At 65.4% G+C, this 13,598-nt stretch carries 14 protein-coding genes; 9 read left to right on the forward strand and 5 right to left on the reverse strand.

The features are described from left to right. The first annotated feature begins 41 nt into the window (after window positions 1–41). Window positions 42–587, forward strand: a complete 546-nt coding sequence (locus ACVWZ5_RS01220) for a cupin domain-containing protein (RefSeq protein WP_062364308.1) — start codon at window positions 42–44, stop codon at window positions 585–587. Window positions 588–707: 120 nt separating this feature from the next. Here the strand turns inward: ACVWZ5_RS01220 and ACVWZ5_RS01225 are convergent, their stop codons facing one another. Continuing rightward, the gene (locus ACVWZ5_RS01225) at window positions 708–1,307 is read right to left on the reverse strand and encodes a 2-hydroxychromene-2-carboxylate isomerase (protein WP_301141009.1); all 600 of its coding nucleotides are present in this window, start codon (window positions 1,305–1,307) and stop codon (window positions 708–710) included. Between the two features lie 27 nt (window positions 1,308–1,334). Beyond that, window positions 1,335–2,066 (reverse strand): SDR family oxidoreductase, encoded by a 732-nt coding sequence (locus ACVWZ5_RS01230; protein ID WP_325925765.1) that lies wholly within the window; start codon window positions 2,064–2,066, stop codon window positions 1,335–1,337. An 89-nt stretch (window positions 2,067–2,155) separates the two neighbouring features. Here ACVWZ5_RS01230 and ACVWZ5_RS01235 point away from each other — a divergent pair, with 89 nt between their 5' ends. The 5 genes from ACVWZ5_RS01235 (at window position 2,156) to ACVWZ5_RS01255 (ending at window position 9,315) form a co-directional block, all read left to right on the forward strand. Beyond that, window positions 2,156–2,719 carry a TetR/AcrR family transcriptional regulator gene (locus ACVWZ5_RS01235; protein ID WP_084942354.1) on the forward strand — a complete coding sequence of 188 codons (564 nt, stop codon included), beginning with the start codon at window positions 2,156–2,158 and terminating at the stop codon, window positions 2,717–2,719. Next, window positions 2,706–3,299, forward strand: a complete 594-nt coding sequence (locus tag ACVWZ5_RS01240) for an eCIS core domain-containing protein (RefSeq protein WP_186599858.1) — start codon at window positions 2,706–2,708, stop codon at window positions 3,297–3,299. The genes ACVWZ5_RS01235 and ACVWZ5_RS01240 overlap by 14 nt, the downstream gene beginning before the upstream one ends. Before the next feature lie 170 nt (window positions 3,300–3,469). Beyond that, window positions 3,470–4,711, forward strand: a complete 1,242-nt coding sequence (gene mexE, locus ACVWZ5_RS01245) for a multidrug efflux RND transporter periplasmic adaptor subunit MexE (RefSeq protein WP_028689379.1) — start codon at window positions 3,470–3,472, stop codon at window positions 4,709–4,711. Between the two features lie 12 nt (window positions 4,712–4,723). Continuing rightward, window positions 4,724–7,903: an efflux RND transporter permease subunit gene (locus ACVWZ5_RS01250; protein WP_028689378.1), complete on the forward strand. Its 3,180-nt coding sequence runs from the start codon at window positions 4,724–4,726 to the stop codon at window positions 7,901–7,903. Continuing rightward, window positions 7,900–9,315, forward strand: a complete 1,416-nt coding sequence (locus ACVWZ5_RS01255; RefSeq protein ID WP_062573780.1) for an efflux transporter outer membrane subunit — start codon at window positions 7,900–7,902, stop codon at window positions 9,313–9,315. Before ACVWZ5_RS01250 ends, ACVWZ5_RS01255 begins: the two co-directional genes overlap by 4 nt. Window positions 9,316–9,395: 80 nt before the next feature. On the opposite strand, the gene ACVWZ5_RS01260 is transcribed toward ACVWZ5_RS01255, so the two are convergent. Beyond that, window positions 9,396–9,662, reverse strand: a complete 267-nt coding sequence (locus ACVWZ5_RS01260; protein WP_062573779.1) for a hypothetical protein — start codon at window positions 9,660–9,662, stop codon at window positions 9,396–9,398. 92 nt (window positions 9,663–9,754) lie between these two features. On the opposite strand from ACVWZ5_RS01260, the gene ACVWZ5_RS01265 reads away from it, so the two are divergent. Then, window positions 9,755–10,372 (forward strand): LysE family transporter, encoded by a 618-nt coding sequence (locus tag ACVWZ5_RS01265; protein ID WP_457340351.1) that lies wholly within the window; start codon window positions 9,755–9,757, stop codon window positions 10,370–10,372. Between the two features lie 3 nt (window positions 10,373–10,375). On the opposite strand, the gene ACVWZ5_RS01270 is transcribed toward ACVWZ5_RS01265, so the two are convergent. Both ACVWZ5_RS01270 and ACVWZ5_RS01275 read right to left on the reverse strand, forming a co-directional pair. Continuing rightward, on the reverse strand, window positions 10,376–10,771 hold the full coding sequence (locus ACVWZ5_RS01270) for a hypothetical protein (RefSeq protein WP_062573778.1): 396 nt from the start codon (window positions 10,769–10,771) through the stop codon (window positions 10,376–10,378). A 56-nt stretch (window positions 10,772–10,827) separates the two neighbouring features. Then, a complete protein-coding gene (locus ACVWZ5_RS01275; protein WP_062573777.1) occupies window positions 10,828–11,529 on the reverse strand; it encodes an NUDIX hydrolase in 702 nt (233 codons plus the stop codon). Between the two features lie 143 nt (window positions 11,530–11,672). Between ACVWZ5_RS01275 and ACVWZ5_RS01280 the strand changes: the two genes are divergently transcribed. Then, on the forward strand, window positions 11,673–12,323 hold the full coding sequence (locus tag ACVWZ5_RS01280) for a nicotinamidase (protein WP_062573776.1): 651 nt from the start codon (window positions 11,673–11,675) through the stop codon (window positions 12,321–12,323). After that, complete coding sequence (gene pncB, locus ACVWZ5_RS01285) at window positions 12,320–13,519, forward strand: nicotinate phosphoribosyltransferase (protein WP_062573775.1); 1,200 nt, start codon at window positions 12,320–12,322, stop codon at window positions 13,517–13,519. The genes ACVWZ5_RS01280 and pncB overlap by 4 nt, the downstream gene beginning before the upstream one ends. Window positions 13,520–13,598: the final 79 nt, after the last annotated feature.

The following is a 13,598-nucleotide window of genomic DNA, read 5'->3' on the forward strand; positions in this document are numbered from 1 at the left end:
CCTCGCCCATTATTTTTGACACCTCTGCAAACAAGGCGGCTATGGACACGGGGACACGACTCAAACTGGTGCGTGAACGCAACAACCTCTCCCAACGGGAACTGGCCCGCCGCAGCGGCCTGACCAACTCGACGATCTCGCAGATCGAGCAGAACCGGGTCAGCCCTTCGGTCAGTTCCCTCAAGAAACTGCTCGAAGGGATTCCCATGTCCCTGGCGGAATTCTTCAGTTTCGACGAGCCGGTGCGCGAGGAGCGCTACGTGTTCCGTGGCGCAGAGCAGCCCGACCTGGGCCGCAACGGCCTGCGCATGCTATTGGTTGGTGCCAGCGTCGAAGGCCGGCAGATGCGCATGCTGCGCGAACTGTACGCGCCGGGCGCCGACTCCGGCGAGCCGATCGTCCACGCCGAAGGCGAGGAATGCGGCCTGGTCACCCGGGGCACCATGGAGCTGTGGGTCGATGGCCAGGTCAGCGTGCTCAACGCCGGCGACGGCTACTACATCCCCACCACCCTGCCCCACAGCTTCAAGAACATCGGCCCCGACGAGGCCGAGATCATCAGCGCCAACACCCCGGCGAACTTCTGATCCGGCAAAAGGGTTTCAGCGCCTGCATGATCGAGCGCTGCAACCCTGACGACGTACAGGCCATGAAGCAATAGCACCCAAGGTTTTTGGAATCGCAGCCTGCAAGAACCTTGTTGTCCCTCATGCCTGCCTGACCAAAGCCTGCTCGACGAAATCCAGCCGGTCCTGGCCGAAGAACATCTGCCCATCGACGAAGAACGTCGGCGCGCCGAACACGCCACGTTCGACCGCCTCCTCGGTAGCTTTGCGCAAGGCGTCCTTGACCTCGGGCCGGGCGGCCAGTTCATGCAACATCCCGGCCTCGAAGCCACCGGCGGCCAATGTTTCACCCAGCACCGCCGGGTCTGCCAGATTGCGCCCGTGCACGAACAGCCCTTCGAACAGTACCTTCAACAGCGCCTCGAACCGCGCTTGGGCAAACAACTGGACGCCGATCAGCCCACGCATCAGGTTCAGGGTGTTGACCGGAAACCCGGGCGGCAGGGTCAGGGGCACGCCATAGCGATCGGCATAACGCTTGAGGTCGATGCGCATATAGCGCCCCTTGACCGGCACCATGACCGGCGAAGCGTTGCCGGTGGCCTGGAACACCCCGCCCAACAACATCGGCTTGTATACCAACCGTGCCCCGTGACGCGCGCACAGGGCGGGTAGCTGGGTAAAGGCCAGGTAGGTGGCCGGGCTGCCCAGGTCCAGGAAGAACTCGACGGTCTTGCTCATGATTCGTTCCTTGTATGAAGGTGGGACTTACCAGCGCTCCATCCACGGGCGCAGGTCAAGTTCGAAGGTCCAGGCGTCCCGTGGCTGGGCGTGCAGGAACCAGTAGCTTTCGGCAATGTGTACAGGGTCCAGGATGCCGTCCTGGTCCTTGAGCGCATAGCGTTCGGGGAAACTGTCGCGGATGAACGCGGTGTCGATGGCCCCGTCGACCACCACATGAGCAACATGGATGTTTCGCGGCCCAAGCTCGCGCGCCATGCTCTGGGCCAGGGCGCGCAAACCATGCTTGGCCCCGGCGAAGGCGGCAAAACCGGCCGCGCCGCGGGTACCGGCGGTGGCGCCGGTGAAGAGGATGGTGCCGCGCTCGCGGGTCACCATGCGCCGGGCGACTGCCTGGGCGGTGAGAAAACCAGCGAAGCAGGCCATTTCCCAGATCTTGAAGTACTTGCGCGGGGTTTCCTCGAGGATGCTGCACGGGACATTGGCGCCGATGTTGAAGACAAAGGCTTCGATCGGGCCGATATCGCGCTCGATGGTCTCGACCAGCTCGACCACCTCCTCTTCCTTGCGCGCATCCGACCCGAAACCATGAGCCTGACCGCCTGCGGCGCGGATCTCATCGACCAGCGGCTGCAGCTTGTCCACCTGACGCCGGGTGACGCAGGCGATGTACCCCTCACGGGCGAAACGCTTGGCGATCTCGCCACCGGTGGCGTCGCCCGCGCCGATCACCAGCACGACCTTTTGTTGTTCTGCCATGGACCGCTCCATTGATGAATGATCGTTTAGTAAACGAACGCTATGCTACGATCAGCTGATCGTCAAGCCCGCGCCAAGAGGTTCCACGCATGCGCTACAGCACCGACCACAAGCAACAGACTCGCGAGAAGCTACTGGCCAGCAGCGGCGCCCTGGCCAAGCGCGGGGGGTTCGCCGCCACCGGCGTGGCCGGATTGATGAAGGCCATCGGCCTGACCGGCGGGGCCTTCTACAACCATTTCCCGTCCAAGGACGACCTGTTCAGCGAGATCGTCCGCCGCGAGCTGGCCAACAGCCCGCTGGCGCGCCTGGTCGAGCGTGGCGCCGACCGCCCCCGGCTCAGGCGCCTGCTCGAGCAGTACCTGAGCCTGGCCCACCTGCACAATGCCGAGGGCGGCTGCCCGCTGCCGCCGCTGGGGGTGGAGATCGCCCGCGCCGAGCGACCGGTACGCGAACAGGCCGAGCACTGGTTGGTGGAGCTGCACCAGGCGTGGAGCGAAACCCTTGACGATCCCGAGCTGGCCTGGGCCCTGCTCAGCCAGTGCGTCGGCGCGCTGGTGGTGGGCCGCATGCTGGCCAGCGAGCCGGTGCAGGCGCAGGTGCTGGACGCCAGCCGCCAGTTGGTCGGACGGGTCTTCGATGAAGTTCGCTAGTACGCTGCTTGGACTGCTGTTGACCCTGCCCGTCTTCGCCCAGGAAAGTTGCCCGACCGGGCAATACCAAGTGTGCCTGGTGGTGTGTTTCTGTTCGCCCGTCGACCCCAACCAGGGCGGCCAGGTGCTGCAGGATGTCGAGCGCATGGCCACCGGCAGCCTGGTGTTCGCCCTGCGCCAGGCCCGCGACGAGGCAACCGTCAGCGGCAGCCAGCCGATTCCCTTGCATATCCGCGCCCAGCTCGAGCCCTGGTACGACTTCGCGGTACTCGACGCGGCGCGCTATCGGGTGGGCGATGAACAGCAGATCAGCGCCGCCAATGCATTGCTGCAGAACCCGGACGTCAACGCAGTGACCCTGATCGACACCATCATCTTTCGCCGCAGCACCGATGCCGAGGACAACGCGGCGCTGTGGGCCCATGAGCTCAGGCATGTGCAGCAGTACCAGGAACTGGGGGTGGAGGAATTCGCCAGGCGCTATACCCGGGATTACCAGGCGCTGGAGGGGCCGGCCTACGAGATCGAGGCACAAGTGGCCAAGGCGTTGCGCGAAAAGGCATCCGGCGGGCCACGCTGACTGCCGAATTACACCGTCCCTTTGTAGATGCCTTGAAATCATGCGTCCGGATCGATGACGGCACCCGACATATCATTGCGCGTGATAATAACCTTCGCTCCGTTTGATTCGTGCGCCACGCGCAAGACACTCACACTCCGCCCACTACTAATACATTGGCGGAGTTCTCCATGGATCACTCACTCAAACCCTTGCGCTTCCCCCTCGCTGCCCTGGCAGTGGTGGTGCTCAGCGCTTGCGGTCGCACCCCCGACGCCGTGCAGGCTCCCGCCGCGCCCAAGGTCAGCGTAGCCAAGGTAATCGAACAGCCGATCAACGAATGGGACGAGTTCACCGGCCGCCTGGAAGCGCCGGAAACCGTCGAAGTGCGCCCACGGGTGTCCGGCCAGATCGACCAGGTGGCCTTCACCGAAGGCGCCCAGGTGAAGAAAGGCGACCTGCTGTTCCAGATCGACCCGCGCCCGTTCCAGGCAGAAGTCCGCCGTCTCGAAGCCCAGCTGCAACAAGCCAAGGCCACCGCCATCCGCAGCGCCAACGAAGCCCGCCGCGGCGAACGCCTGCGCGACAGCAACGCCATCTCTGCCGAACTGGCCGAGTCGCGCAGCAGCGCCGCCGCCGAGGCCCGTGCCGGAGTCGACGCGATCCAGGCCCAGCTCGACCTGGCCCGCCTGAACCTGAGCTTCACCCGTGTCACCGCGCCGATCAGTGGCCGGGTCAGCCGTGCCCAGTTCACCGCCGGCAACATCGTCACTGCCGATGTCACCCCGCTGACCAGCGTGGTGTCCACCGACAAGGTCTACGCCTATTTCGACGCTGACGAGCGCGTGTACCTCAAGTACAGCCAGCTCGCCCGCGACGGCCAGCGCGGCCAGAGCACCCCGGTGTACCTGGGCCTGACCAACGAGACCGGCAACCCGCACCTGGGCCAGATGAACTTCGTCGACAACCAGGTCAACCCGCGCACCGGCACCATTCGTGGCCGTGCCGTTTTCGACAACCGTGACGGCCAGTTCACCCCCGGCCTGTACGCGCGCCTGAAGCTGGTCGGCAGCGCCCAGTACGACGCCGTGCTGATCAACGACGAAGCGGTCGGCACCGACCTTGGCAAGAAGTTCGTGCTGGTCATGGACAAGGACAACAAGGCCGCCTATCGCGCCGTGGAACTGGGGCCCAAGCTCGAAGGCCTGCGCATTGTGCGCAGCGGCCTGGGCAAGGACGACCGCATCGTGGTCAAGGGCCTGCAGCGCGTGCGCCCGGGCTCGCCGGTCACCCCGGAGGAAACGCCGATGGCCAGCGAACAGACCCTTGCCGCCCTCGCCCAGCAACGCCAGGCCCTGGAGGCCAGCAACCCGGCGCCGAAAGTTGCCGGCGCCAATGTCAAAGTCGCCAGCGCCCAAGCGCCGCGCGGTTAAGGGACAACACCGATGAACTTTTCGAAATTCTTCATTACCCGGCCGATCTTCGCCGCGGTGCTGTCGCTGGTGCTGCTGATCGCAGGTTCCATCTCGCTGTTCCAGCTGCCGATCAGCGAATACCCCGAAGTGGTGCCGCCCACCGTGGTGGTGCGCGCCAACTTCCCCGGCGCCAACCCCAAGGTGATCGGCGAAACCGTCGCAGCGCCCTTGGAACAAGCCATCACCGGTGTCGAGAACATGCTGTACATGTCCTCGCAGTCCACCGCCGACGGCAAGCTGACCCTGACCATCACCTTCGCCCTCGGCACCGACCTGGACAACGCCCAGGTGCAGGTACAGAACCGCGTGACCCGCACCCAGCCCAAGCTGCCGGAGGAAGTCACCCGTATCGGCATTACCGTCGACAAGGCCTCGCCCGACCTGACCATGGTCGTGCACCTGACCTCGCCGGACAACCGCTACGACATGCTCTACCTGTCCAACTACGCCATCCTCAACATCAAGGATGAGCTGGCGCGCCTGGGTGGCGTGGGTGACGTGCAGCTGTTCGGCATGGGCGACTACTCGCTGCGGGTGTGGCTCGACCCGAACAAGACCGCTTCGCGCAACCTGACCGCCAGCGACGTGGTGGCCGCCATTCGCGAACAGAACCGCCAGGTCGCCGCCGGCCAGCTGGGCGCCCCGCCCGCCCCCGGCTCGACCAGCTTCCAGCTGTCGATCAATACCCAAGGCCGCCTGGTCAACGAGGAAGAGTTCGAGAACATCATCATCCGTGCCGGCGCCAACGGCGAGATCACCCGCCTGAAGGACATCGCCCGGGTCGAGCTCGGCTCCAGCCAGTACGCCCTGCGTTCGCTGCTGAACAACCAGCCGGCGGTTGCCATCCCGATCTTCCAGCGTCCGGGCTCCAACGCCATCGAGATCTCCGACGAAGTGCGGGCGAAGATGGCCGAGCTGAAGAAAGATTTCCCGGAAGGCATGGACTACAGCATCGTCTATGACCCGACCGTGTTCGTCCGTGGCTCCATCGAAGCGGTGGTGCACACCCTGTTCGAAGCGCTGATCCTGGTCGTGCTGGTGGTGATCCTGTTCCTGCAGACCTGGCGCGCCTCGATCATCCCGCTGATGGCCGTACCGGTTTCGCTGATCGGCACCTTCGCGGTGATGCACCTGTTCGGCTTCTCGCTCAACGCGCTATCGCTGTTCGGCCTGGTGCTGGCCATCGGTATCGTGGTGGACGACGCCATCGTCGTGGTGGAGAACGTCGAGCGAAACATCGGGCTTGGCCTGAAACCGCTGGAAGCCACGCAGAAGGCCATGAGCGAAGTGACCGGCCCGATCATCGCCACCGCCCTGGTGCTGTGCGCCGTGTTCGTGCCCGCCGCGTTCATCTCGGGGCTTACCGGGCAGTTCTACAAGCAGTTCGCCCTGACCATCGCCATCTCCACCGTGATCTCGGCGTTCAACTCGCTGACCCTGTCGCCGGCCCTGGCCGCCGTGCTGCTGAAGGACCACCATGCGCCCAAGGACCGTTTCTCGCGGTTCCTGGAAAAGCTGCTGGGCAGCTGGCTGTTCGCTCCGTTCAACCGCTTCTTCGACCGCGCCAGCCATGGCTATGTCGGCGGCGTGCGCCGGGTCATCCGCTCCAGCGGCATCGCCCTGTTCGTCTATGCCGGGCTCATGGGCCTGACCTACCTGGGCTTCTCGTCCACCCCGACCGGCTTCGTCCCGGCCCAGGACAAGCAGTACCTGGTGGCCTTCGCCCAGTTGCCTGACGCCGCCAGCCTCGACCGTACGGAGGCTGTGATCAAGAAGATGAGCGAGATCGCCCTCAAGCAACCGGGCGTGGCTGATTCGGTGGCCTTCCCTGGCCTGTCGATCAACGGCTTCACCAACAGCCCGAACAGCGGCATCGTGTTCACCCCGCTCAAGCCGTTCGACGAGCGCAAGGACCCGAGTCAGTCGGCGGCGGCCATCGCGGCAGCCCTGAACGCCCAGTTCGCCGATATCCAGGACGCCTACATCGCGATCTTCCCGCCTCCGCCGGTCCAAGGCCTGGGCACCATCGGCGGCTTCCGCCTGCAGATCGAAGACCGCGGCAACCTGGGCTACGAAGCGCTGTACAAAGAGACCCAGAACATCATCGCCAAGAGCCACAACGTACCGGAACTGGCGGGCCTGTTCACCAGCTACCAGGTCAACGTGCCGCAGGTCGATGCCGCCATCGACCGGGAAAAGGCCAAGACCCACGGCGTGGCGATCAATGACATCTTCGACACCCTGCAGGTCTACCTGGGCTCGCTGTACACCAACGACTTCAACCGCTTTGGCCGCACCTACCAGGTCAACGTCCAGGCCGAGCAGCAGTTCCGCCTCGACGCCGAGCAGATCGGCCAGTTGAAGGTGCGCAACAACCTGGGCGAGATGATCCCGCTGGCGACTTTCCTCAAGGTCAGCGACACCTCCGGACCTGACCGGGTCATGCACTACAACGGCTTCATCACCGCCGAGATCAACGGTGCCGCGGCCCCCGGCTACAGCTCCGGCCAGGCCGAGGCGGCAATCGAGAAGCTGCTCAAGGAAGAACTGCCCAACGGCATGACCTTCGAGTGGACCGACCTGACCTACCAGCAGATCCTCTCGGGCAACACTGCGCTATTCGTGTTCCCGCTCTGCGTGCTGCTGGCCTTCCTAGTGCTGGCCGCCCAGTACGAAAGCTGGAGCCTGCCGCTGGCGGTGATCCTGATCGTGCCGATGACCCTGCTGTCGGCCATTACCGGGGTGATCATCTCCGGTGGCGACAACAACATCTTCACCCAGATCGGCTTGATCGTGCTGGTGGGCCTGGCGTGCAAGAACGCGATCCTGATCGTCGAGTTCGCCAAGGATGAACAGGCCAAGGGCCTCGACCCGCTGGCCGCGGTACTGGAAGCCTGCCGTCTGCGCCTGCGGCCGATCCTGATGACCTCGATCGCCTTCATCATGGGCGTGGTGCCGCTGGTGTTCAGCTCCGGCGCCGGCTCGGAAATGCGTCACGCCATGGGTGTGGCGGTGTTCTCGGGGATGATCGGGGTGACCGTGTTCGGCCTGTTCCTGACCCCAGTGTTCTTCTTCCTGATCCGCCGTTTCGTCGAGCGTCGCCAGGCCCGCAAGGCCGAACACGCCGTCGCGCTGGAGACCCACGCATGAAGTTGCTCAAACCCCTGACCCCGAGCCTGCTGGCACTGGCCCTGGCAGCCTGCGCCGTGGGCCCGGACTACAAGACGCCGGACACCGCGCCGGCCAAGCTGGACAGCGGTCTGGAGGCCAAGGCCTTCGACCGCAGCCGCTTCGAAAGCGTGTGGTGGAAGCAGTTCGACGACCCGGTGCTCAACCAACTGGTGCAGGCGTCGCTGGACGGCAACCGCGACCTGCGCGTGGCCTTTGCCCGCCTGAAGGCGGCGCGGGCGATCCGCGAGGATGCGTCCAACGACCAGTTGCCGGTGGTCACCAGCCGTGCCAGCAGCGACCTGGGCAAGGGCCAGGTGCCCGGCCAGACTGAACGGCGGGTCAACAGCGAGCGTTATGACCTGGGCCTGGACATGGCCTGGGAGCTCGACCTGTTCGGCCGAATCCAGCGCCAGATCGAGGCCAGCGAAGCCCAGGAAGCCGCCGCCGAAGCCGACCTGCAACAACTGCAGGTCAGCCTGATCGCCGAACTGGTCGACGCCTACGGCCAGTTGCGCGGCGCCCAGCTGCGCGAGCAGATCGCCGTGGCCAACCTCAAGACCCAGCAGCAGTCGCGGGATATCACCGTGACCCTGCGCGACACCGGGGTCGGCAATGAACTCGACGTGGTCCGCGCCGACGCCCGCCTGGCGGGTGTCGAAGCCACCGTGCCGCAGCTGCAGGCCGAACAAGTGCGGGCGAAGAACCGCATCGCCACCCTGCTCGGCCAGCGTCCGGACGCCTTGAGCGTGGACCTTGCGCCCAAGGCCCTGCCGGCCATCGCCAAGGCCTTGCCGGTGGGCGACCCCGGCGAGCTGCTGCGCCGCCGCCCGGACATCCGCAGTGCCGAGCGCCAGCTGGCGGCGGCCACGGCCAACGTCGGCGTGGCCACCGCCGACCTGTTCCCGCGTGTCAGCCTCAGCGGCTTCCTCGGCTTCACCGCCGCGCGCGGCTCGCAGATCGGCTCCTCGGCGGCCAACGCCTGGGCGCTGGGCCCGAGCATCACCTGGGCAGCCTTCGACCTGGGCAGCGTGCGCGCCCGCCTGCGCGGGGCCAAGGCCGATGCCGAGGGCGCCCTGGCCAACTACGAACAGCAGGTGCTGCTGGCCCTGGAGGAATCCTCCAACGCCTTCAGCGACTATGGCAAGCGCCAACAGCGCCTGCTGGCGCTGATGCGCCAGAGCGACGCCAGCCGCAAGGCGGCGGAACTGGCTTCGGTGCGCTATCGCGAAGGCACGGTGGACTACCTGGTGCTGCTCGACGCCGAACGCGAGCGCCTGAGCGCCGAAGACGCCCAGGCCCAGGGCGAGGTCGAGCTGTACAGCGGCATCGTCGCGATCTACAAGGCGCTGGGCGGCGGCTGGCAACCCGACGTGGTGGTCAGCTCGCGCTGACCGTCCCCTGATGTGAAGACTCCTTTGGTTGGCTCCTCCCCCAACCGTTTGCCCCGAAGACCTAGGTCTTCGGGGCTTTTTTATGTGCCATTGGCGGGACAGGTGCCCTGCAGGACATGCTCCCTGGCCCGGGCAATCGCCGCCTGGATCGCCCCCCGTGCCTGCGGGCTGTTCTTCCAGCAACTGCTGCCCACCAGACCGGCCGCCTCGCTGACGATCCGCAGGGCATCGGCCCCGGCCAGTCGCGCCAGCGAGTCATAACCCAACTGCTCGAGCCGCTGCACCACGGTCGGCCCCACGCCCTTGACCGCCAGCAACACTGCCCGCTCATGCGCATTGAACGCCATCTCCACCTCCCTGTGCCGTCGTGGCTTTGCAAGTGATGCGAATAATGGCATATATCCTGATCTGCCCGCCCGCCTTCCCCAGGAGACTACCCATGCTCGGCGTGACCGACTACGGCGCTTTCGTGATCGCGTTCCTTATCCTCCTGGCGATCCCCGGGCCCGGCAACTTCGCCCTGATCACCGCCACCGGCAAGGGCGGCATCAAGGGCGGCCTGGCCGCTACTTTCGGAGTGATCCTCGGCGACCAGGTGCTGATGTGGCTGGCGGTGGCGGGCGTCGCCACCCTGCTGGCCGCCTATCCGGCCGCCTTCCATGTGGTGCAGTGGGCCGGCGCCTCCTACCTGGCCTGGCTCGGCCTGCGCATGGTGCTGAGCAAGCCCGGCGGCGCGCCGCGCGACAGCGGCATGGCCAGCGGCCGCTACCTGCGCCAGACCATGATGATCACCCTGCTCAACCCCAAGGCGATCATGTTCTACATGGCGTTCTTCCCGCTGTTCATCGACCCGGTGCGCCACCAGGGCGTGGTGACCTTCGCTTTCATGGCGCTGACCGTGGCTGGCCTGACCCTGCTCTACGGCCTGGTGGCGGTGCTGCTCACCCACCGCTTGGCCGAGCGCATGCGCGCCAGCCCGCGCATCACTAACCTGCTCGAACGCCTGGCCGGCGCCTGCCTGGTAGGCTTCGGCATCAAGCTGGCGGCGATGCGTTGATGTTCAGGCATCACGCAGCAGGTCATGGGCGTCGAGCAGGCGGAAGGCCACCTGCGGATTGCGCTCCAGTCCCCGGCGGATAGCGGCGGGGATCGACTGGCGGGTCTTGCGGCACAGGCCCGGCTGCGCCGCAAGCTCGATGACGATGCCGCGCATGGTGCGCACTTCGTTGAAGCCCGGGGCGATATGCACGCGGATGCCCAGTTGCTCGTAGAGGCGTGACTGCAGGCGCTGCAGGTCCTCCAGATCCTTCAGGTTCTCCAGGCGTTCGACCAGGCGCTTCTCCTCCTCGCGGGTGAGCAGCAGGATGCGTCGCTCGGGGCCGTCGGCCAGGCGTTCGCGGCCGCAGTCGCAGGCGCCCGGCGGACAAGGATGGCGTAAAGGAGGCAGGCTGGTCATGGGGCAAGGATAGTCGCTACTCGACGGCTGCAGGAAGAGGCCGCGATCGGCCCTGACTATCCTCCCGCCAGCAGACTCCGGTCGAACATGAACGCCCCGCCCCCCTGCGGAGTATGCCGGTACAGTTGCTGTGGCCGTCCCAGCCTGGGCTGGTTCTTCTCTCCGGTGTCCTGCACCCAGCCTTCGCTCTTCATGCGCTCCAGGCGTTTACGCATCGAGGTGTTGTTGACTGGCTGCCCCAGGCACGCCTGCGCGGCGGCCAGCGCATCCAGCACGGTGAACCGCTCGGGTGCCAGGTATAAAGGCAGGTTGGTGTACACGGCCTTGGCCGCCAGCCGTTCATGGGCACGCTCGACCAGCAGGCGATGGTCGAACGGCAACGGCGGTTCGTTGTCCAGGACGCGTTGCAGATCGAAAAAGGCAATCTGCGGATCCTCGACCACAACCGCAGGATCGAGCAACGCCAGGTAGTAAGTGCTCAAGGTCCAGCCTCGTGGATCGCGGGAAGCATTGCCCTCGGTGCCGACCTGCTCCAGGTGGCGCGGGCGCACCTTGGCCTTTTCCGAGAGCGCCCGGCAGGCGGCGGCATCCAGGTTGTTGTCCGCGGTACTGCCATTGACGATGACGCCCGGCAAGGCCCACTGCCCCTTGTAGGGCTCGCGTTCGCGCGGGGACAGCAACACCTCGAGGCGCTGGCTGTGGGGCGACAGGCGCAGGGTGACGATATCGACACTGGCCAGGACTTCAGCTGTGCTCACGGAAAGGTTCCTTAATCAACATCCGCCTATATTCCACCAGGGCGATTAAATAGGGCAACCCTAAATCCCTGGATAAAATAATCTTGACACACTTAATCCACCAGGTGGAATATATAGCCATTCCAGCCGAGGAGTTTCCTCCAATGAAAATCGCCAGTTTCGATGTCGACGCGCAGAACGGCTTCACCGCCAACGCCGCCCATGAGTTGCCGGTGCCCGGCGGCCACCTGATCGCCCCCGCGCTCAACGCCATGGCCCAACGCGCCTCGCTGCGCCTGGGCAGCAAGGACGCCCACCCGGCCAACGCCGCCTGGGTGGTCGCCGAGCCGGGCCAGATGCTGCAACCATTGCCCCTGGCCAATGCCGACCTGACCTGGGTCAGCCACTGCGTCCCCGGCACGCCGGGCTTCGAGCTGCTGCCCGGCCTGCCCTCCCCCATCGACTACGACTACTTCGTCTGGAAAGGCGTCGAGCCCGACCTGCACCCCTACGGCGCCTGCTACCACGACCTGGCCGAGCGCCGCTCCACCGGCGTCATCGAGTTCCTCAAGGTGCAACAGGTGCAGGCGATCATCGTCGGTGGCCTGGCACTGGACTACTGCGTGCGCACCACCGCCCTGCAGCTGCGCCGCGCCGGTTTCGAGGTGCTGCTGTACCTGCCGGCCTGCCGCGCCCTGAGCGCCGAGGGCGCACAAGCGGCCTGCGATGAAATGGCCAGCACCGGCATCCACCTGTGCGCCGACGAACAGACCCTCGACACCCGGCTCGACCAACTCAAGGAGGACCGCCCATGAGCGACAGCGTCTTCGGCCCAAGGATCATCCAGAACCTGCTGGACACCGATTTCTACAAGATCACCATGATGCAGGCGGTGCTGCACAACTACCCCAACGCCGAAGTGGAATGGGAGTTCCGCTGCCGCAACGACGAGGACCTGGCGCCCTACCTCGCCGAGATCCGCTACCAGGTCGAGCAGTTGGCCGATGTCTCGGTCACCCACGACCAATTGGCCTACCTGGAAAAGATCCCGTTCATCAAGCCGGATTTCATCCGCTTCCTCAGCCTGTTCCGCTTCAACCTGCGCTATGTGCAGGTCGGCCTGGACAATGCCGGGCAACTGGCGATCCGCGTGCGCGGCCCGTGGCTGCACGTGATCCTGTTCGAGATCCCGCTGCTGGCGATCATCAGCGAGGTACGCAACCGCTACCGCTATCGCGAGGTGCTGATCGAACAGGTCGGCGAGCGCCTGTACCAGAAGCTCGACTGGCTCAGGGCAGAAGCCAGCGACGACGAACTGGCCGGTCTGCAACTGGCCGACTTCGGTACCCGCCGGCGATTCTCCTATCGGGTACAGGAAGAGGTGGTGCATATCCTCAAACGCGACTTCCCCGGGCGTTTCGTCGGCACCAGCAACGTGCACCTGGCCCGCGAATACCAGATCAAGCCCATCGGCACCATGGCCCACGAATGGTTCATGGCCCACCAGCAGCTCGGCCCGCGGCTGGTCGACAGCCAGGCCGCCGCGCTGGAATGCTGGGTACGTGAATACCGTGGACAGCTGGGCATCGCCCTGACCGACTGCATCGGCATGGATGCATTCATGAAGGACTTCGACCTGTACTTCGCCAAGCTCTTCGACGGCCTACGGCATGACTCGGGCGAGCCGCTGGCCTGGGCCGAGAAAGCCATCGCCCACTACCAGCGGCTGGGCATCGATCCACGTGGCAAGACGCTGATCTTCTCCGACGGCCTGGACTTCGAGAAGATGCTGACGCTCTATCGCGCCCTGCACGGGCGGATCAACGTCAGCTTCGGTATCGGTACCAACCTGACCTGCGACATCCCCGGGGTCAGGCCGATGAACATGGTGATCAAGATGACCGCCTGCAACGGCGCGCCGGTGGCGAAGATCTCCGACAGTCCGGGCAAGACCCAGTGCCGGGACGAGAATTTCGTGGCGTACCTGCGGCATGTGTTCAACGTCCAATAACCCCGGGGCTGCTACGCAGCCCTTTGGCCGGCAGGTCGGCTCCCACGGGGTAGGCACTGCGTCCAAGGTTTTTCACCAA

The sequence above is a fragment of the Pseudomonas sp. TE6283 genome, from assembly GCF_054060555.1.

Coding starts and splice junctions, on each gene's coding strand:
- ACVWZ5_RS01280 (WP_062573776.1), top strand. CDS start 11,673: ATGAAAATCGCCAGTTTCGATGTCGACGCGCAGAACGGCTTCACCGCC.
- ACVWZ5_RS01235 (WP_084942354.1), top strand. CDS start 2,156: ATGCGCTACAGCACCGACCACAAGCAACAGACTCGCGAGAAGCTACTG.
- ACVWZ5_RS01270 (WP_062573778.1), bottom strand. CDS start 10,771: ATGACCAGCCTGCCTCCTTTACGCCATCCTTGTCCGCCGGGCGCCTGC.
- mexE (WP_028689379.1), top strand. CDS start 3,470: ATGGATCACTCACTCAAACCCTTGCGCTTCCCCCTCGCTGCCCTGGCA.
- ACVWZ5_RS01265 (WP_457340351.1), top strand. CDS start 9,755: ATGCTCGGCGTGACCGACTACGGCGCTTTCGTGATCGCGTTCCTTATC.
- ACVWZ5_RS01255 (WP_062573780.1), top strand. CDS start 7,900: ATGAAGTTGCTCAAACCCCTGACCCCGAGCCTGCTGGCACTGGCCCTG.
- ACVWZ5_RS01225 (WP_301141009.1), bottom strand. CDS start 1,307: ATGAGCAAGACCGTCGAGTTCTTCCTGGACCTGGGCAGCCCGGCCACC.
- ACVWZ5_RS01230 (WP_325925765.1), bottom strand. CDS start 2,066: ATGGCAGAACAACAAAAGGTCGTGCTGGTGATCGGCGCGGGCGACGCC.
- pncB (WP_062573775.1), top strand. CDS start 12,320: ATGAGCGACAGCGTCTTCGGCCCAAGGATCATCCAGAACCTGCTGGAC.
- ACVWZ5_RS01260 (WP_062573779.1), bottom strand. CDS start 9,662: ATGGCGTTCAATGCGCATGAGCGGGCAGTGTTGCTGGCGGTCAAGGGC.
- ACVWZ5_RS01240 (WP_186599858.1), top strand. CDS start 2,706: ATGAAGTTCGCTAGTACGCTGCTTGGACTGCTGTTGACCCTGCCCGTC.
- ACVWZ5_RS01220 (WP_062364308.1), top strand. CDS start 42: ATGGACACGGGGACACGACTCAAACTGGTGCGTGAACGCAACAACCTC.
- ACVWZ5_RS01250 (WP_028689378.1), top strand. CDS start 4,724: ATGAACTTTTCGAAATTCTTCATTACCCGGCCGATCTTCGCCGCGGTG.